Below are 17,112 nucleotides of genomic sequence, written 5' to 3'. Positions count from 1 at the left end.
CGACGGCCTGCACCAGCTGTCACGCGGGCGGTGCGGCGCATCCCCTCGCACAGGCGAGAATGGAGGAGAACGGGGGTAACGGACATGGAACACCTGGTAATCGTGGGGATCGGTCTCGCCTGGGGGCTCTTCCAGGCCGCGCGAGGCGGCGCGTTCGGCGGCAGGTCATCGCGGAGGAGACGGCGTTCGGGATCGTGGAAGAACGACGGCGTCAGCTTCTCCTGCGGAGACGGCACGTCCTGCGGTGGCGGCTCCTCCTGCGGTGGCGGCGGAGGCGACTGACACCGCGACCCGTACCGCCGAACCGTCACACGCCGCCGTCCCAACGGGCCCGCCCCGCCTACGCGCCGAACACCGCGTAGCGGCGTGGCGGCTTCTCGCGGGCTGGTTCTGGGCGGCCGCCGCACCACCCGGCGCCTCAAATGATCCATTTGCCGGTCTCTGCAGGGCTCCGGCGACAAGGGCGGGCTCTGAAGGGGAGGAGGTTGCGCGTGCTGCCCGTCGGTAGGGTGGCACATCACCGACTCCGGGCCGATGGTCCGCTGATGTCGCTGCGTACCTGAACGGACTCCCTTCGACGAGTCATTGCGTTACCCGCCGTATCGCCTGGCACGCCTTCGTGCGCAGCAAGGGTGATCCGTACGACGGGGACCTCGTGAGCTACCTGCGTGCCGGCTCGGTGCTCGCGGCGACCGGATCAGCCGTCCATGACGTTCTCAGCCCGGCGAACGACCTGAGCGGTACCACGTGCCGGTGATGAACGATGCGTCGAGCACGCACGCCTCCGTGAGTGGTCCCCACCGCAACTGAGCGAGGCCGAGCTGATCCAGATTGCAGACGCCTTCCTCCCCGACGACGAGGAGTGAGAGCCGCGCAATTGCGGCTTGTCTGCGCACCAGCAGCACGGCGGCACCGCGCCCGTGGTCACACGGTCTTTATCGCGCCTCCGTCGATGATGTGGTCCGCCCCGGTGGTGCTGCCGGCGAGGGGCGATGCGAGGTAGGTGACGAGGGCGGCGACCTCGTCGGGGCTCACGAGCCTGCCGGTGACCATGCCCATGGCGGTCGGGAGATGGGCCAGGAGCTGTTTCTGTTCCAGGCCCATCGACTCGGCCAGCTCGGCTCCGTAGCCGTCGGGGCTTTCCCACATGTCCGTGCGGACGGGGCCGGGCGAGACGGTGTTGACGCGCACGCCCTGGGGGCCGAACTCCTCGGCCAGCGCCTTGCCGAACGCGGTCAGTGCGGCCTTGGCAGTGGTGTAGGTGATGGGGCCCGCATGCGGGGTCCTGGCTCCGTTGGAGGAGATGTTGACGATGGCGCCGCGGCTGCTGGTGAGGTGAGGCAGAGCGGCCCGGGTCGTGCGGACCGAGGCGAGGAAATTCAGGTCGAACGCGTCGTGCCACTGCTGGTCGGTGAAGGTGAGGAAGCCGCCCGTCTGGCCCTCCCCGGCGTCGCCGCCGCCGACGTTGTTGACCAGGAGATCCAGCCCGCCGAGCTCGGCTTCGGCCTGGGCGACGAGCCGGGCAGGACCGTCGGCTTTTGAAAGGTCCACGGATACGCCGATCGCGCCGGTGGCCTTGAGCTCTGGTGTGATCGTCCGTGCCGCGGCCACCACGCGCATGCCCTCACCCACCAGTGCGGAGACGATGGCCAAACCGATCCCCCGACTGGCGCCGGTCACGACAGCGGCCTTGTTGGTCAGCTTCAGGTCCATGGAGCACCCCTATCCAAGAAATGAGTCTTGTTCGATGCGTAAACTCTAGAACTTGCAACACGAATGTTGCAAGTTGTGGATGAGTGGCGACTATCCCGTACTCTTCTCGGAGAGTCAGGGAGAGGGAGCCTCGTGGATCAGAAGAGTCGGCAGCGGCCACTGCGCGCGGACGCGGAGCGGACCGTGAGGGCCATCCTGGAAGCCGCCGAGCGTGTCCTCAGCTCCAATCCGGCGGCCACGATGGAGCAGATCGCGGAGGCGGCCGGAGTCGCCCGGACGACCGTGCATCGCCGGTTCACCAGCCGCGAGGCCTTGGTGGACGCTCTGACGGCCTGGGCCACGCGGCAGTTCCACGAAGCCGTGACGAGCGCCCATCCCGACAGCGCTCCACCATTGGTCGCCCTCTACCAAGCGACCGCCAACGTCCTCCGGGTCAAGATCGGGTGGGGGTTCGCAATGAGCAGGACCACGCCGGAGGACCCCGACGTGGCACGAGCGCATGCCGATGTGCTCGATCAGTGCGACCGCCTGTTCCAGCGCGCACTGGAAGCCGGCGTGCTACGCCCTGACACTGACCTGGCATGGGCTCGCCGTGTCTATTACGCCCTCATTCACGAGGCCGCCCAGAACCGCTCGGACGAAGCCGACAATGTCGATGAACTGGCAACCCTCGTGGTCGACACATTGTTGCGTGGCATGGGTCGAGAGGGCAGCTTCCTCAGCCCTTGACGAGTTCTCTGCACTTCGCACCCCGATGAGCCGAGTGGGGGTTCAGGCTTGGACCCAGCACCCGAGCCGCGTCCACGTCGTCCGGGGTGCCGTCGCCAAGTGGGGGCGCGGAAGTCACGCGCCCACCCGCGCCCGCACGAGTGCGGCGAGCACGGCCGCCGCGAGCGCGGCGACAGCGGCGGCGAACACGGTCCCGGCCGTGGTGAGGCCGTACGCCTCCACCAGGACACCGACGCCGACTGCGGGCGTGGCGAGCATCGCGTACAGGATCACGTAGAAGGCCGAGAACGCCTCGCCGCGCCGTTCGGGGGCCACCGATGTGGCGATGCGCGTGACGCCGTCCCTGACGGCGACGCCGGTGGCCAGCCCGGTGAGCACGGCGGCGGCGATCAGGGGCACGAGGAGCCTTCCGAGCAGAGCGGTGGCGATGAGCGCCGCCGCCACGATGAGCCCGCAGCACGCCACCGGGAGCGCGGCACGCGCACCGAGGCCACCCACCAGGAGCTGACCGGCCCCGGCACTCAGGAACGCGAGCGCCACCACCACCCCCGAGACGGCGAGGTCGCGCACCTGGACCTCGGCGAGGAAGGACTCGGCACCCTCACCGTGATCGACGGCAGCCACCGGTGGGAGGAACTCCCCCTTCCGGACAGCAGCACCCTCCACTTCGCCCAGCGCGACACCCACAGGCTGGAGGGCCTGCTCCACGCCACCGCGCGCCACAACGGCACCCGCGCAAAGGCCGTCCCGCTCGCCTTCAACAAGGGGCAGCTCAGCTTCCACCACTGCCGCACCTACCACGGCAGCGGGCCCAACGTCAGCGGCGCACCCCGCCGGGTGGTCACCGTCCGCTTCCAGGAGCGGCACAACCGATGGCGGCGGACGTACCGTTCCTGTACCACTTCAGCCGCGGCGCCGAGGTCACCGACGAAGCCCCGTTCCGCGAGATCGCCGCCTACTGCCGTGCCCACCGCGACAAAGTCGACCGGGTGTTTCGGACCCTGTCCTACTTCGACTGCGTCAACTTCGCGGCACGCTCCCGGGCACCGGTCCTGTTCTCGGTCGCCCTCATGGACCAGATCACCCCACCCTCCACCGTGTACGCCGCCCACAACCACTACGCCGGGCACAAGGAGATCCATGTCTACCCCTACAACGCGCACGAGGGAGGAGGCCCCCACCACCAGGTGACCCAACTCGCCTTCCTCGGGAAGGTGCTGGCCTGAGGGCGCCGGTCGGGGGACGAACCCGGCAGGACATGGCATGCCGACGGCGGCTCAGAACCCGGGAAGGCCAGGGCAGACGGCGGCCGATCCGGTCGTGCCGTACGGCGGGCCGGGTGCCGCCCATCACGCCAGGAGGGCGCGCCAGTGGTCGGCCGACACCATCATGTCCTCGACGACTCGCTCCAGGAACGTCCCCACCTTGGCCAGCCGCTGCCCCACGGGCGTGTCCAGCCCGAGCGTCTCGGCCGCCGCCATCGCGGCCTGCGCCGCCTCCAGCGTCTGCCGCGAGCTGATCATGATCGAGTGGTACCAGGCGTCGTCGTCGACCACATAGATGTCGCGGCGCCGCTGCGGATCGCGCTCGCGCCGGACATACCCCTGCTCGACAAGGAAGTTCACGGCCACGGAGACGGAGGCCGGGCTGACCTTCAGCCTGCGGGTCAGCTCGGCTGCGGTGCGCCTGCCGTCCTCGGACAGCAGCAGGTCGACGTGCACGCGCGCTGTCATCCTCGGCAGCCCCGACCTGACCGCCAGCTCGATGATCTCCTCTTCCATCGTGCCGCCCGGCACTCCGGCCGCGCGCGGGGGTGCCGGTGTGCCGCGCTGCGCCCGTTGGACCGTCGCCCGGTGCGCCTGCTGGGGCCGGTAGCCTCCGGGGCCGCCGTTGCGTGCGACCTCCCGGCTGATCGTCGAGGTCGGCCGGTCGAGCCGCCTGGCGATCTCGGCGTAGGAGAGCCCGTCGCCGAGGCCGGCCGCGATGCGCTGGCGGTCCTGCTGGGTCAGTCGTCCTCCGGGCATGCCGCCAGTATTGCCTTCGCCGTCATTCAATGCAACGCGCCATTGCATTCGCTTTCAGCGTCATTGCATCAATTTACCGTCTCCCACCTGGAGAAATGCCATTCAGTCGATTGACGGAACTCTGAACGCAACGTAGCTTTCGATACCTGTCAAACACGTAATGTCGCGAGATGAGGAATGGCCATGGGTGAATCCCTCCACACCGTCACGACGCTGCCGGCGGCGCGCCGGCCCGGCTGCCCCTTCGACCCGCCGGCAGGGCTGATCGACGCCCGCCGGCACGGGCCCATCAGCCACTACACCCACCCCGGCGGGAAGCCCGGCTGGCTGATCACCGGATACGACCTGGTCAGGTCGGTCCTGGCCGACCCGCGGTTCAGCTCGCGCAAGGAGCTCCTGAACGTGGTCGACTTCGAGCTCCCTCCGGCGCCGCCCGGCGAGTTCCTCCTCATGGACGAACCACAGCACGGGCGCTACCGGAAACCGCTGGTGGGCAAGTTCACCGCACGGCGCATGCGACTGCTCACCGAGCGCGTCGAGCAGATCACCACCGACTGCCTGGACGCCATGGAGGAGGCCGGCCCGCCGACGGACCTGGTGACCGCGTTCGCCAAGCCCATCCCCACCATCATCATCTGTGAGCTGCTGGGGGTGCCGTACCAGGACCGGGACTCCTTCCAGGAGCAGATCGACTCGTTCATGAACGGGGAGCCGAGCGAAGAGGAGCTGATAGCCGCCTACACCGCGACCCAGCAGTACCTCGCGGAGCTGGTGGCCGCCAAGCGCGCGAACCCCACCGACGACGTGCTCAGCGAGCTCACCGACAGCGATCTGACCGATGAGGAGCTGAAGGGGATCAGCCTCATCCTGCTGGCGGCCGGGTTCGACACCACCGCGAACATGCTGTCCCTTGGCACCTTCGCGCTGCTGCAGAACCCGGCGCAACTGGCCGCTCTGCGCGCCGATCCGGCGCTCGCCGACCGCGCCGTGGAGGAACTGTTGCGGTATCTGAGCGTCGCCAAGACCTTCATGAGGACGGCGCTGGTGGACGTCGAGGTGGGCGGCCAGACCATCAAGGCCGGCACGACGGTCGTCCTGTCGTACAACACCGCCAACCGCGACCCCGAGCGCTTCACCGATCCCCACGTGCTCGACCTCCACCGGAAGGACGGCGGACACCTGGCCTTCGGCCACGGCACCCACCTGTGCCTGGGCCAGCAGCTGGCCCGCGTCGAGATGCGGGTCGCGTTCTCCGCGCTGCTCAACCGCTTCCCCACGCTGCGCCTGGCCGTACCGGCCGAAGAAGTCGGCCTGCGCCCGGAGACCGCGGACATCTACGGGGTGAAGAGCCTCCCGGTCACCTGGGACGTGTGACCGCGAACCGGTGACGGGTGAGTTCGCGTACGGTCGCCCGCCACCGCTGCGGTTGCTCGCCTGCGATGATCGCGCCTTCGTCGCCCTCGCCCTCGTCGCCAGCGACCTGGACCCGGTCAACGGCCGGGCCCGGCCGTCCTTGGTCGTGCTCGATCGCGTTCGGGCTTCCGGATCATCTGCCATGCGCTCAGCCTCAGGCGACAGGCGGGCGCGGTGACACGGCGTCTCGGGCGCTTCGCCGGGTGTCACAGGCCCAGGGTGATGGCCAGTCGGGTCAGCTCGGCGGTGCTGTGGGCGTTCAGCTTGGCGCGGATGCGGCGGAGGTAGGCGTCGACGGTGTGCTTGGAGAGTCCCATGTGGCGGGCGGTCTGGAGGTAGGTGCGGCCTGCGGCGATGTGGCGCAGTGCTTCCTGCTCACGCGGGGCCAGTGCGGCTGCGGGGGTCTGGGTGTGCGGCTTGGTGAGGGTGAGGCTCATGGGATTTCCTCCGCCGAATCGGCTCGGTCATCACTGCTCGCATCCTCGGAAGCAGCGGGCTAAATGCCCGTTTTGTCTCTTATTAAGAGACTGGCCGAGCGACTTCGCGAGAGTGTCCGCCGACTGTCACAGGCGTGTGACAGGGCACGCCTGCACGCGCGGAAGGGTGTGGTCGCAGAGGGGCTCGGGTGCGGCGCGGGGGCACGTGGATTACGCCGGACCGGCCCCAGGTGACGCGTCTGTGAGTGGAACCTGAAGGGCCTCGGCCGCGAACTGGGGCGCTGCGCCTACGGCAACACAAGCTCCGTCGGCCCGGCCCGGCCCGGCCCGGCCCGGCCCGGCCCGGCAGTCGCAGCAGGGTGCGCGCCGGGCGCCGGTGCGCACTCCGATGCGCCCTGACTGTGAGCCGTGGTCGGGTGGGTGAGAGGCCGTGCGGGACCGAACATGAGCAGCAACGTACCGGCCAAGGTTGTTGAACGCGCAATGAGCAGGAGGCTGCCGATGCCGTTCGGTGTGGTGCAGTGGTTCAACGCGAACCAGGGCATAGGTCAGATCCGTCCCGACGGCGAGGAACCGGAGGCGTGGGCGTGGGCGGAGCAACAGGCGGTCCAGGGCAGTGAGGCCCTGGACCGCGGCGATTTGGTCCGTTTCGATCTCGCCCGCGACAGCGATGGCCTGTGGGCGGACAACATCCGCCGCCTTCCCAGACGCCGGGGGCCCGCAGCGCCGACAAGCACGGAGGACGGCGGTGAGCGCGCCAGCCAGGCACGCGACTGCCCGACCCCGCCGGCGTAGCCCGCGGTGCCAAGGCTGGGGGCGCCGGACGACGCCGGAGCCGGTGGCCTGGGCATCCTTCCGCCTCCGGAGATCTCGTGTGCTGCACCATCGGCTCGGGCCCCCGCCTGTGGTGGTGGGGCGCTACCACCGCAGGCGGAGCGTGGACCGAACGCTTCCTCGCCTGCTCCGCCCTCGTAGTCGCGGGTGTGGCCGCCGTCTGGCTGCCCCCACTCGCATCGCTCGCCATCCTCGACGTCATCCTCGTGATCACCGCAGCCGTCCTCTCGCGCGCACCAGCGCCTGGCACGCTCGCTGCAAGACGCCCCGGGAACCTGATGGGAAACCGACGAAAGTCGCCGGCTTCACCCCGGCCCGCGGAACTCGGCGGCATCATCCACGGCGGGCCGGGAGCTGCTGCCTGCTGTCGTCTCGGCGCGCTACGGCGTCGGATCGACACTCGCCGTCGACCACTCCGGTGTCTCTGCTACGCAGAGCTCGATTACTGTCAGTTTGCGCATCGTTGCTATCGGTTCAGCAGGGAGTGCCTTTGTCGTGGGCGGGGCCGGGCGGGGCGGCGTCGTGCCGCCCCGCCCGGCCGCGGGCTACTGCTTCACTCCGGTGGCCGGCCGCGTCAGTCGTCGTCCGGTGCCGGGAGGATCCGCACGGTCACGGTCTTGGTGACGGTCTTCTTGACCACGTTGCCGTGGTGGTTCTTGGTCGTCTTGGTGACCGTCTTGGTCGTGGTGACCTTGACCCTGCCGTCGAACAGGGTGCGTTTGACCGTCTTCGTCACGGTCCTGGTCGTCGTCGTGTTGCCGATCGGGTGCGCCTGGTGGTCGGGCGCTGTCTGCACGGCTGCGACGACCTGCGGTGCCGCCGGTGCGGCGAAGGCGCTGGAGGGCAGCAGCGCGCCACCTGCGGCGAGGGCTCCGGAGGCGCCGAGGAGGGCGAGGCGCTGGGTCAGGGTGGTGCGGATCATGGTGTTGCTCCTTGTGGTGTGAGATGGCCGAGGCCGGGGTATCGGCCTTGTCCGGCGGGCCCGTGCTGGGCCCGTGTCTCCATTGGGCCCCAATGCCCCGTGGCGGGTCATGCCCCTGGAACTCGTGGCTTGACGCGCATCGGCCGACGTGGCAGTGCCGCGGAGCGCACGACGGGGACGCTGCGGAGTCCCGCGTCCCGGAGGCGGGGCCCCCGAGGATCCGCCGGTGCTTCGGATCAAAGACGCTCGGCGTCACGGGCTCCGCCGCCATCACCTTTCTCGGGTTCCGCTGCGCTTGTCGCGAGGGTCCGCCTACGATCCGTCGCCGTGCGGGTTCGCCGCCAGGTCGCGGGGAGGGTACGGGGATGTCGGAGCTCGAACGGATCACGGCTCGCCGGAGCGAGCTGGACGCGCTCGCCGTCAGGTGCGCCCTCGGCGCGAGCATGCCGAAGGCGTACGCTAACTCCCCGTCAGGCACTGCGAGATGAGGTCGACTGGGGGCGGATTGATGCTGACGTGGATCGAGGCCGGGGCATTCGGTGCGGGCGGTGGACTGATCGCCGAAGCGGTCGTCACCTACGGACGTTTACGCAGCTGGCAAGGGGCGCGACATGCGGCGCGGGCTTCAGAGACACCGCTCCCACCACTCGGCAGGTTCGTCGATCCACTTGCGGACTCGCTCGCCGCACTCGTGCGCGTGGCGCTGGGAGGCGCGGCCGGGTGGCTGCTCCACACCGAGGTCACCGGTATCTACGCAGCGGTGACCGTGGGAGCCTCCGCCCCGGCACTACTGGCCCAGATCGGCCGAGCGGCCACACCAACCGAGGCTCTCCGCGCACCCGGCGGAGCACCGCCGGACACACCTCCGACCCCGGCGGATCACGGGGGAACGCCTCCCGTCCCCAGGGAGGCGTCGTCATGACCATCGGCTCGGTCGCCCGGCGCTCCTGGCGCTCGTTCACCGGCAGCACGGTCGCCCACCGCCCCCCGACAGGGGCTCGCGCCCGCGCAGGGTACACACTGCGGCAGCGGCTATGGGCCTCGTTCATCGGCGCGGACCTACCCTCCGGACCCCTCGCCACCGAGCCTTTCCTCCCGGAGAAGCCAACCGGGAACCGGCATCCGGCTTCCAAGGCTGCGCGCGATCGGTCACGCCCTCAGCCGCTTGCTCCGGGCTGGTTTCCTCTCCCACGGCTTCCGCAGGCCGGCGGCCTGGCCGCCGCGGGAGGCGACACCGTGCTGTTGGAGGCATCGTCCCCGGACGGCACCGCCCGGTTCCTCGTGCGCAGGCACCGGGACTCCGTCCCTGGGTACAGCCTGGAACTTGTCGTGCACGGCGTCGAGGGCGCCGCGCCACTGATGACGGCGGTCAGGTACGCGGGCGGGGCCGGTTCTGAGCGGGTGCTGCTCGTGCCTGTGGTGCGGGGGCGTTTTGGCCCTGCTGCCTCGTACGTCCGGCTCCCGGGCTTCGTCGGGGAGGGATGGACGGCCTCCGTGGCGGCACCGGTGGGTCCGGACAGTACGTGGGACGTCGCGACGGTCACACTGTCGGTCGGCGCCTCGCTCAATGACGCGACCCGTGATGCCTGGCGCGAGGTGCGGGCGCTGATTTCGGACGCCGGTCTTCGTCGCGTCATTGACCAGGAGCTGCGGTGACCGGGGCAGCGGGACCTGGGCATCGCGCGAGTACTCAGGATGTAGCCCCCGCGGCGGCCGTGGCGACGCGCCGAACGGGCTGGCGCTGGCCGACGACCCGTGGCGGCCCCACGGCTCGGACCACGGTCGAGAACGTGCTGGAGCGGGCATCCGGCCCGCAGGCCGCAGTCCGGGAGCTGCTGGGAGAGTCGGCGCTGTGGTGGAGCTGCTGCAGCGAGGCGGTTCGTGACGATCCGGCGTGGCTCGCCGGTCGCGGCTCCGAGGAACTGCGCGCCTGGCTCGGGGCCACCGCGCCGGACCAAGAGCACGCGGCTGTGATGCGAGCCGATCACCCCCTCCTCCTGGCCAGGGCGCTCGCCGGGCCGAAGGGCGGTGCCGAGGGGCACGACGGCGCACTCATACGACTGCTCGAAGCGTGGGAGGGCAGCGGACTGCTGTGCTCCGAAGCCGCTCCTGGGCCCGCGGAGCCCTCCGGCAAGGGACTCGCCGAACTCTCGCCCCGTCTCGCCGGCGGAATCGACGCGCTCCTACAACGGAGCCGGCAGCTGCGCCATGCCGCGGCTCCGGACGGGCCGTCGCTGGCTGCCGAGGGACTTCTGGTGATCGCCGCGCTCATGATGGCGGGCATCGCACCGCGCAGGCGCTCTGTCGTGCGGGTCCCCGTGGTCTTCGGCCGCTCACCCGGACGGAGCGGAGAGGCCCCGGCCGCCGAGGGCGCCACCGGCATTCTGGAACTGCGCGAGTTCACCCCGGGACCGGCAGGGCTGTATCCCGACCCGCGGACGATGGACGGGGTGCGCAGCCCGAATGCCCAGTTCGCCTCCGCGCTGGGCACGGCCTGGCGCCTGGCCGGTGCGCAGACCGAAGGCCGCTGCGTGGTGTGGCGGATCATCCTGTCCGACGAACCCTCGGCCCCCGAACGGATCGAGGGGCCCTCCCTCGGCGTTGCCTTCGCGCTCGGGCTTCGCGCCCTGCTGCGGAGCCGGCCCGGTGCGGGCCGGCTCCGAGACGTCTTCTACGGACTGCGCCCGCGCACCGTGGTGACCGGCGCCCTCGACGCGGACGGCCGCCTGCTCAGGGTCGCGGGCTTGGACGCGAAGCTGCTCGCCGCGCGCCGCAAGGGCTTCCGCCTGGTGGCACCCGAGCCGAACCGGCTCGAAGTCTCCGCGACTGCTCCCCGTCCCGGTGACGTGAGGTTCGCTGCCACCCTGCGCGAGGCCGACCGGTACGCCCGGCAGTTCCGCACCGGCCGCATCGCTGTCACAGCGCTCGTCCTCGCCGCCGTGATGACGGGGGCATTCGCCCTCCACCAGCGCGACCTCGCCCGGACCCAGCAGCAGACCGCGCTGATCAGCCAGGTCACCGCACGAGCGGACCAGCTACGCGCCACCGACCCTTCACTCGCGGCCAGGGTCGACATCGAGGCATATCGACTGAATCCCACCGGAGACCGCTACACACGCCTGGTCGAAGACGCGAACAAGCCGCTGTCCACCGTCCTGGGCGATTTCTCCTCCAGTGTCTACAAGGTGGCATTCAGCCCTGATGGCCGTACGCTCGCCGCCGCAGGCCACGACGACGCCAAAGACACAGGCATAGTGCGGTTCTGGGACATGACGAACCCGGCACATCCCGTCCTGCTCGGCGAGCCCCTCCGGGTTCCTGGCGCTGCCTGGATGGTGTTCAGCCCCGATGGAGGCACACTCGCCACATCCCCCGGCCCGGTCCCCGGCAAAGAGAAAGAGGGGGTACGACTGTGGGATGTCACGGACCCAGCCCGTCCCCGCGCGCTCGGCACAGCCCTCCCGCATACCACCGGCGGCAGCCCACTGGGGTTCAGCCCTGACGGGCACTCGCTGGCCACCGGCACCGGCAGCTACACGGAGGAACAACTGTGGGACGTGAGGGACCCCGCCCGCCCCGTCCCGCTGGGCCAGCCCCTCAAGCACGCGTCCGCAGTCAACGTCGTCACGTTCAGCCCGGACAGCCGGTCCCTCGTCACCTCCTCCGTGGACGATGGGGCACGGATGTGGAACGTCACGGACCCCGCTCACCCTGCCCCGCTCGGCAAGATCTGGACCGCTCTCAGCGTCGCGATGTTCACTCCGGACGGCCGCACCCTCGCCATCGGCCACGGCGGCGCCGTCCAGCTGCTGAATGTGACTGACCCGACGCACGTGGTCGCGTTGGGCGGTCCCGTGACGAGTTTCCTCGGTAATCTCAGCGCGATGGCGTTGAGCGCGGACGGCCGCACCCTCGCCACCCCCGGCGGAGAGCGGACTCTCCGGCTGTGGAACATCACCGACCCTGCCCATCCGACATCCATCGCCCCGCCCCTGGCCGGCCACTACATGGCCGCCATGTCGTTCGCCCGCGACGGTCGCACAGTTGCTACCACCAGCGGTGACCGCACGGTGCATCTGTGGCACCTGCCCACCGCCCTGCTGACCGGCCACACCAAAGTCGTCACCTCGACTGTGCCGGCTCCTAACGGCCGCATCCTCGCCTCTGCCTCCACCGACAACACCGTGCGACTGTGGAACACCTCGGATCCAGCGCACCCCACCCCCCTCAGCATGATCAAGGACTTCAGCAACACCGTCATATCCCTGGCGTTCAGCCCCGACAGCCGCACCCTCGCCACCCTCGCCAACGGCGAGAGGCGCGTGATCCTCTGGAACCTCGAAGAACCGACCAAGCCTGCCGTCCTCTCACAGATCAACTTCTCCGTGGGCGCCGGAACCGGCGTCTCGTCGGTGGGGTTCAGCCCCGACGGAAAGACCCTCGCCACCGCCACCGGCACCGTCGTCGTCGGCGGCGAACACAGCGTGAGCCTCTGGGACGTGTCGGACCCCGTCCATCCCCGGCTACGCGGCAAGCCGATCACCACTGACGGTGACACCAGTCGCGGCTGGATGCAGACCAGCTTCGTCTTCAGCTCCGACGGACACACCCTCGCCATCGCCGGTCGCTATACGTCCAACACGGTGCAGCTGTGGGATGTGACCGATCCGGACCGTCCGGCCCGCTCCGGGCCGCCCATCACCGGCGGCGCCTTATGGATGGCGCTCAGCCCGGACGGGCGCACCCTCGCCACGGTCAGCTCAACTGCCATCAGTGGCGGCCCAGGAGACGGCGACGTCAAGTTGTGGAACATCTCCGACCACAACCACCCCACGCTCCTCGGGCCGCCGCTGAGCGGCTACACCAGCCGTGTCACCGCCCTGGCCTTCAGCCCCGACGGGCACACCCTCGCCACCACCGGAGACGGTGTGCGCCTGTGGAACGTCACGGACCCGGCCCACCCTGCGGCGATCGGCCAACCCCTTGCCATCAGCACTGCCGAACTCACCTCACTGGCATACGTCCCCAACAGCCAGACCCTCGCCACTGGCGGATGGGACAACACGGTTCGACTGTGGCCACTGGCAGTGGACGAGAGCGTCCGACAGATCTGCGCCAACACCGACACCCCGACCCGTCCGCAGTGGCAGCAGTACCTGCCCATGCTCCCTTACCACCCCACCTGCGGCTGACGGCGAATCCCACATGTGCGACGATCTTTCGCTGGCAACATCCCAAATGGCCAGCTACCTCTGAGTGGTGTGCATCGTGAAGTTGCAGGTCACGGGCCTGGTGTGCGTGGATGTCGGCGTGCTCGTGCTCGTGCTGGGCGTGGGCGGATGACTCTCGCGTAGATCGTCGGTCAGCGGGCGACTTCGCGGTTCGTCAGGACCAGCAGGGCCCGCACCAGCGCGGTCGCCCAGTTCGGGTCGGCGTGGACCTTGCCGAGCACGCGCCAGTTCTTCAGGTGGGCGAAGCCGTGCTCGACCGGCGCCCGGACCGCGGCCAGCGCTTTGTTGGACAGCTTCTGACCCCGGGTCAGGGGCCGGTTCCGGGCGGCCTTGAACCGCCCCAGTCACCCGGGCAGACGATCTTCACCCTGGACACCCGCCGCAGACCAGCACGAGCACGCCGGCATCCACGCACACCAGCCCGCCCGACCTGCAGTTTTCACGATGCACACCACTCAATGGGTGAGCGGGCTCGTGAGGAGACCGCCGGCACCGCCGCGTGCACGGTGACCGTCACCCCCGCCCGGCCGCTGTGAACGATCCGTTCAGGAGCCGGTGGCGTGGGCCGAGCCGGTGCTCGAGCCGCTGGTGTCGCCCAGGAAGCAGGTGACTTCGCGGTCGCCCGGGCCCCAGCTGGCGGCGGACGGGTAGTAGGAGTACACCCGCAGCGTGTCCGAGAGCTTCGTGGATATCGGCCCACGTAGTCGGTGAGCGCCGTGCCGGCGCACCTCTCCGTGGCGGTCGCGGTGACCTCCTCCCTGCCCGGGTACGCCCCGTCCTCCAGGTTGAAGACGGCCTACGCCTCCCCCTCGTGAGGCTGATCGCAGGGCACGACCCCGGCCGCCGAGGCTCAAGGGCGCTCTGTACGCGGCGATCCGACGTGATTCACGCGCCGGCATCCGGGCCGGGGCGCAACGGCGGTCTCAGGCTCCGGTCGGTCCCGGGTCGCCCCGTCGTCCGGCCCGTGTCACGGAGGCGATCAGGGTGGACAGGGCGAACGTCGCCACGAGGCTTGCAGTCATGACCATGCCTACGCCAATCAGGAAGAGGCCGCTGGCGTCGTCCGACCAGTCGTAGCAGGCGGCGGCGGTCAGACCGGCCGAGGTGCCGATCACGGCGCTCGCGACGTGGCGCCGGGACGCCGCCCAGTACACCGGTGCCAGCAGGGTCAGCACCAACCCGATCACCTGCCAGGCCTCGTACGGGCCGGTCACCGAGCCGTCGGGATGTACGTCACGATGCTGGTCCCAGCCCAGCCAGGCGGCCCATGCCGCAACCGGTATGAGAACCAGCAGGTAGGGAGCGAGTTTCAGTGATCTCTGGCGCATGGCCCAAGCGTCCCGGCCGGCCCAGCACTGCGGCAGAGCGCACGTACTCACCTCCCTTTGAGTAGCCGGACACCCACAGCCCTGGCAACGATGGATGCCGAACGGCCCGACACCTGCTCACCTGCCCTATGCCAACAAGTCGGTGACTGCTTGCGCAGGTTCCGACGCAGACGGACCTTCCGGGCGCGGCCCCACCGGTTCACTGCCGGCAGCGCCCGAAGGTCACGACGTAGGTTCCGGCCCATCGGCGCACAGGCGGCAGAATCCTCGCTGGCTCGACGGTTGTCCCGGTCAGCGCTTGCCGGGCCTGGTCGCAGTCCAACCGACGGGCCGGGTCCTTGTGCGTCAGCCCTGAGACGACCGGCCCGAGCGATCCCGCCTTCTCGATCTGCGGTCCTTCCCCCATTATCAGGCGGGCTATATGCGGACCCACGTCCTCATCCGCGCGGTATGCCCGCTGTCCTTCCGCGGCGTAGTAGAGGGTTGCGCCCAACGACCACAGATCCGACGCAGGCCCGACCGTTCCGGAGGAAAACCGCTCGGGGGCGATGTAGCCCAACGGGCCCACCACCATGCAGGTAGACGGCCTTGTCGATTCGGCAGGCCGGCTCTCGGCGCCGGGCTCGGCCCGCGAGTTGGTCGACACGCTCCGGCATGGTGGCCTTGATACAGCGCTTGCGGAGGTAGACGTGCAACGCGCGGGACGAGACCAACGATCCGGTGATCGGAAAGGCGTCCCCTAGCAGGCGGCCAGGGCCTCCAGGGCGGGGACCGTTTCGGCCGGGCTCGGCAGGGCGGCGTTCTCTGCCCGGAGGCGGGCGGCGGCCTCGCGCAGGGCCGGGTCGATGGTGAGGCGGGTGAGGAGCGGGGCGTCGACGTCGTGGGACGCGGAGCGCAGGGCGGCGCCGGTCATGGTGAGAGCGTCGGCGTTGGTGAAGTGGTCGGCGCCCTGGGGGAGTAGGAGCTGGGGCAGGCCGGCCTGCAGGGCGGTGAGCAGGGTGCCGGAGCCGCCGTGGTGGATCAGCGCGTCGGAGGCGGTCAGCAGCTCGGCGAGCGGGATCCAGGGCAGAGGGCGCACGTTGTCCGGGAGGGTGCCGAGCGGTGTGAGGTCGGCGTCGCCGACGGCGAGCAGGAACTCGGCGTCCACCGAGGCGGCGGCCTCGATCAGGCGGACGATGGCGCGGACGCCGTCCAGCTCGGTGAGTACGGTGCCCAGGGTGACCGCGACGCGCGGGCGGGTGCCGCGGCGGAGCAGCTCGGCGGGGACGGTGCCGCCGCCGTTGTAGGGGACGTAGCGCATCCGCAGGCCGCCCGGGTCGCCGCCGAGCGAGGCGGGGACGATGTTCAGTGCGGTGGGCTCGGCGGGGCCGGCCACCCCGTACGTCTCGTACGCTTCGGTGAAGTTGGCGGCGAGCCGGCCGACCATGTCGAGGCCGGAGGTTACGCCGAAATTCTGGATGACCGACGGGATCTTGAGCTTGGCCGCGACCAGCGGGGCGGAGGCCTGGAAGGAGTCGTAGACCAGTAACTCGGCGCGCCAGCTGTCGGCGGCCTCCAGCAGACCGTCCACGGTGGGGCGGGAGACGAGCGCGAAGCCGCGGGCCGCCATGTCGAGGATCTCGTCCGGGGTCATGTCGGGGACGACGTAGCGCACCTCCTCGTCGGTGGACTGCTCTAACACGTCCCGGATGCTGCGGCCGTCGCCGATCTCGACGATCGGAAAACCGGCCTCGCGGAGCTGGTTCAGCGGCTGCGAGCTCGCGAACAGCACCTCGTGGCCGGCGGCGCGCAGGGCTTGCGCGGTCGGGATCATCGGGAAGAGGTGGCCGACCGCGGCCGGTCCGGTGAAGAGTATGCGCACGGGTTCTCCTAGCCGTTGTTCTGCCGTTCGAGGACGAGCGTGCGGGCTCGCCCCGGTTCCCTTCGGTGAACTGACGGGAAGGCACGTTGTGTTCCCCCGGGAGGATCGATAATCGGACGTTCTGGTGGACCCTTCCGGGCGAGGCGCGATGTGCTCCTGGGGCGGCGGTGCCGGACCGGCGGTGGTCAGAGGTCCGTGATGGGCAGGGCGCCGACCCGGCCGGCGTCGGGAGCAGGTTGACCTTGGTGATGCGGTCGGCGACGACGGGGAACGCCAGGACCGGCTCGTTGCCGTCGCCCAGGTTCGGCGTCCGCGCATGCTGCTGGCGCTTTCCGACCGCACCCGCTCGGTCCAGGGCCGGGAGTGCATCGAGTGGTGGGCGCCGTGTGAGTCGCAGTGGTTGGCGACAGTGTCCGTCAGTGGATCTTGTCGATGTTGTGGCTGGTTGTGGGTGGTTCTGGGTTCCGGGCTCGCGCCGTGGTCGCCGAGCCTGTGGGAATCGTGCCGAGCGTCGGCAACGGCTGTAAATTGCCGCAGGGTTATGCCCAAAAGGTGACTGTCTGCAGCCCGACCTGGTCGGATAGTAATGACGCGGCGCCTGGCACGGCCTGCCGACGGTC

At 70.0% G+C, this 17,112-nt stretch carries 15 protein-coding genes and 2 pseudogenes; 7 read left to right on the top strand and 10 right to left on the bottom strand.

Features of this window, described 5'->3' with window-relative positions; all coding sequences use genetic code 11:
- Nucleotides 1-716 precede the first annotated feature (716 nt).
- Together ACGFYQ_RS35455 and ACGFYQ_RS35450 are read right to left on the bottom strand one after the other, a co-directional pair.
- The gene (locus tag ACGFYQ_RS35455) at nt 717-905 is read right to left on the bottom strand and encodes a hypothetical protein (protein ID WP_393750320.1); all 189 of its coding nucleotides are present in this window, start codon (nt 903-905) and stop codon (nt 717-719) included.
- Nucleotides 906-924: 19 nt separating this feature from the next.
- Nucleotides 925-1,713: an SDR family NAD(P)-dependent oxidoreductase gene (locus ACGFYQ_RS35450; RefSeq protein WP_393750319.1), complete on the bottom strand. Its 789-nt coding sequence runs from the start codon at nt 1,711-1,713 to the stop codon at nt 925-927.
- 132 nt (nt 1,714-1,845) lie between these two features.
- Between ACGFYQ_RS35450 and ACGFYQ_RS35445 the strand changes: the two genes are divergently transcribed.
- Nucleotides 1,846-2,442 (top strand): TetR/AcrR family transcriptional regulator, encoded by a 597-nt coding sequence (locus tag ACGFYQ_RS35445; protein ID WP_393750318.1) that lies wholly within the window; start codon nt 1,846-1,848, stop codon nt 2,440-2,442.
- Nucleotides 2,443-2,556: 114 nt separating this feature from the next.
- Here ACGFYQ_RS35445 and ACGFYQ_RS35440 read toward each other — a convergent pair whose 3' ends face one another.
- On the bottom strand, nt 2,557-3,066 hold the full coding sequence (locus ACGFYQ_RS35440) for a hypothetical protein (RefSeq protein WP_393750317.1): 510 nt from the start codon (nt 3,064-3,066) through the stop codon (nt 2,557-2,559).
- Here ACGFYQ_RS35440 and ACGFYQ_RS35435 point away from each other — a divergent pair.
- Together ACGFYQ_RS35435 and ACGFYQ_RS35430 are read left to right on the top strand one after the other, a co-directional pair.
- A pseudogene (locus tag ACGFYQ_RS35435) lies at nt 3,049-3,222 on the top strand (phytanoyl-CoA dioxygenase family protein); the annotation flags it as partial. The gene ACGFYQ_RS35440 and the pseudogene ACGFYQ_RS35435 overlap by 18 nt on opposite strands.
- 92 nt (nt 3,223-3,314) lie before the next feature.
- Nucleotides 3,315-3,668 (top strand): acetylxylan esterase, encoded by a 354-nt coding sequence (locus ACGFYQ_RS35430; RefSeq protein WP_393750316.1) that lies wholly within the window; start codon nt 3,315-3,317, stop codon nt 3,666-3,668.
- Between the two features lie 123 nt (nt 3,669-3,791).
- On the opposite strand, the gene ACGFYQ_RS35425 is transcribed toward ACGFYQ_RS35430, so the two are convergent.
- Nucleotides 3,792-4,466 carry a helix-turn-helix domain-containing protein gene (locus tag ACGFYQ_RS35425; protein ID WP_393750315.1) on the bottom strand — a complete coding sequence of 225 codons (675 nt, stop codon included), beginning with the start codon at nt 4,464-4,466 and terminating at the stop codon, nt 3,792-3,794.
- Nucleotides 4,467-4,649: 183 nt separating this feature from the next.
- Here ACGFYQ_RS35425 and ACGFYQ_RS35420 point away from each other — a divergent pair, with 183 nt between their 5' ends.
- Entirely contained in the window at nt 4,650-5,840 is a 1,191-nt protein-coding gene (locus tag ACGFYQ_RS35420; protein WP_393750314.1) for a cytochrome P450, read from the top strand.
- A gap of 245 nt (nt 5,841-6,085) precedes the next feature.
- Here ACGFYQ_RS35420 and ACGFYQ_RS35415 read toward each other — a convergent pair whose 3' ends face one another.
- Entirely contained in the window at nt 6,086-6,316 is a 231-nt protein-coding gene (locus ACGFYQ_RS35415; RefSeq protein ID WP_393750313.1) for a response regulator transcription factor, read from the bottom strand.
- A 444-nt stretch (nt 6,317-6,760) separates the two neighbouring features.
- Here ACGFYQ_RS35415 and ACGFYQ_RS35410 point away from each other — a divergent pair, with 444 nt between their 5' ends.
- Entirely contained in the window at nt 6,761-7,111 is a 351-nt protein-coding gene (locus ACGFYQ_RS35410) for a cold-shock protein (protein ID WP_393750312.1), read from the top strand.
- 613 nt (nt 7,112-7,724) lie between these two features.
- Here the strand turns inward: ACGFYQ_RS35410 and ACGFYQ_RS35405 are convergent.
- On the bottom strand, nt 7,725-8,072 hold the full coding sequence (locus ACGFYQ_RS35405) for a hypothetical protein (protein ID WP_393750311.1): 348 nt from the start codon (nt 8,070-8,072) through the stop codon (nt 7,725-7,727).
- A gap of 1,329 nt (nt 8,073-9,401) precedes the next feature.
- On the opposite strand from ACGFYQ_RS35405, the gene ACGFYQ_RS35400 reads away from it, so the two are divergent.
- Nucleotides 9,402-9,728: a hypothetical protein gene (locus ACGFYQ_RS35400; protein ID WP_393750310.1), complete on the top strand. Its 327-nt coding sequence runs from the start codon at nt 9,402-9,404 to the stop codon at nt 9,726-9,728.
- 134 nt (nt 9,729-9,862) lie between these two features.
- Nucleotides 9,863-13,264: a hypothetical protein gene (locus ACGFYQ_RS35395; RefSeq protein ID WP_393750309.1), complete on the top strand. Its 3,402-nt coding sequence runs from the start codon at nt 9,863-9,865 to the stop codon at nt 13,262-13,264.
- Nucleotides 13,265-13,434: 170 nt separating this feature from the next.
- Here ACGFYQ_RS35395 and ACGFYQ_RS35390 read toward each other — a convergent pair.
- The 4 genes and pseudogenes from ACGFYQ_RS35390 to ACGFYQ_RS35375 all read right to left on the bottom strand — a co-directional run.
- A pseudogene (locus tag ACGFYQ_RS35390) lies at nt 13,435-13,638 on the bottom strand (transposase family protein); the annotation flags it as partial.
- A gap of 588 nt (nt 13,639-14,226) precedes the next feature.
- A complete protein-coding gene (locus ACGFYQ_RS35385; RefSeq protein ID WP_393750308.1) occupies nt 14,227-14,631 on the bottom strand; it encodes a hypothetical protein in 405 nt (134 codons plus the stop codon).
- Between the two features lie 199 nt (nt 14,632-14,830).
- Nucleotides 14,831-15,277: a hypothetical protein gene (locus ACGFYQ_RS35380; RefSeq protein WP_393750307.1), complete on the bottom strand. Its 447-nt coding sequence runs from the start codon at nt 15,275-15,277 to the stop codon at nt 14,831-14,833.
- 93 nt (nt 15,278-15,370) lie between these two features.
- Nucleotides 15,371-16,492: a nucleotide disphospho-sugar-binding domain-containing protein gene (locus ACGFYQ_RS35375; protein ID WP_393750306.1), complete on the bottom strand. Its 1,122-nt coding sequence runs from the start codon at nt 16,490-16,492 to the stop codon at nt 15,371-15,373.
- Between the last annotated feature and the right edge of the window lie 620 nt (nt 16,493-17,112).

Origin of the sequence: Streptomyces sp. NPDC048258 (assembly GCF_043201995.1) — a bacterium.
In the GTDB taxonomy this organism is placed as follows: domain Bacteria; phylum Actinomycetota; class Actinomycetes; order Streptomycetales; family Streptomycetaceae; genus Streptomyces.
The sequence above is the reverse complement of the archived record's forward strand: the minus strand, read 5'-3'. Positions and strand labels throughout refer to the sequence as shown.

What these genes read in the sequence shown, in the direction of transcription:
- ACGFYQ_RS35450 (WP_393750319.1), bottom strand. Translation starts at nt 1,713, where the DNA reads ATGGACCTGAAGCTGACCAACAAGGCCGCTGTCGTGACCGGCGCCAGT.
- ACGFYQ_RS35430 (WP_393750316.1), top strand. Translation starts at nt 3,315, where the DNA reads ATGGCGGCGGACGTACCGTTCCTGTACCACTTCAGCCGCGGCGCCGAG.
- ACGFYQ_RS35425 (WP_393750315.1), bottom strand. Translation starts at nt 4,466, where the DNA reads ATGCCCGGAGGACGACTGACCCAGCAGGACCGCCAGCGCATCGCGGCC.
- ACGFYQ_RS35420 (WP_393750314.1), top strand. Translation starts at nt 4,650, where the DNA reads ATGGGTGAATCCCTCCACACCGTCACGACGCTGCCGGCGGCGCGCCGG.
- ACGFYQ_RS35415 (WP_393750313.1), bottom strand. Translation starts at nt 6,316, where the DNA reads ATGAGCCTCACCCTCACCAAGCCGCACACCCAGACCCCCGCAGCCGCA.
- ACGFYQ_RS35410 (WP_393750312.1), top strand. Translation starts at nt 6,761, where the DNA reads ATGAGCAGCAACGTACCGGCCAAGGTTGTTGAACGCGCAATGAGCAGG.
- ACGFYQ_RS35405 (WP_393750311.1), bottom strand. Translation starts at nt 8,072, where the DNA reads ATGATCCGCACCACCCTGACCCAGCGCCTCGCCCTCCTCGGCGCCTCC.
- ACGFYQ_RS35385 (WP_393750308.1), bottom strand. Translation starts at nt 14,631, where the DNA reads ATGCGCCAGAGATCACTGAAACTCGCTCCCTACCTGCTGGTTCTCATA.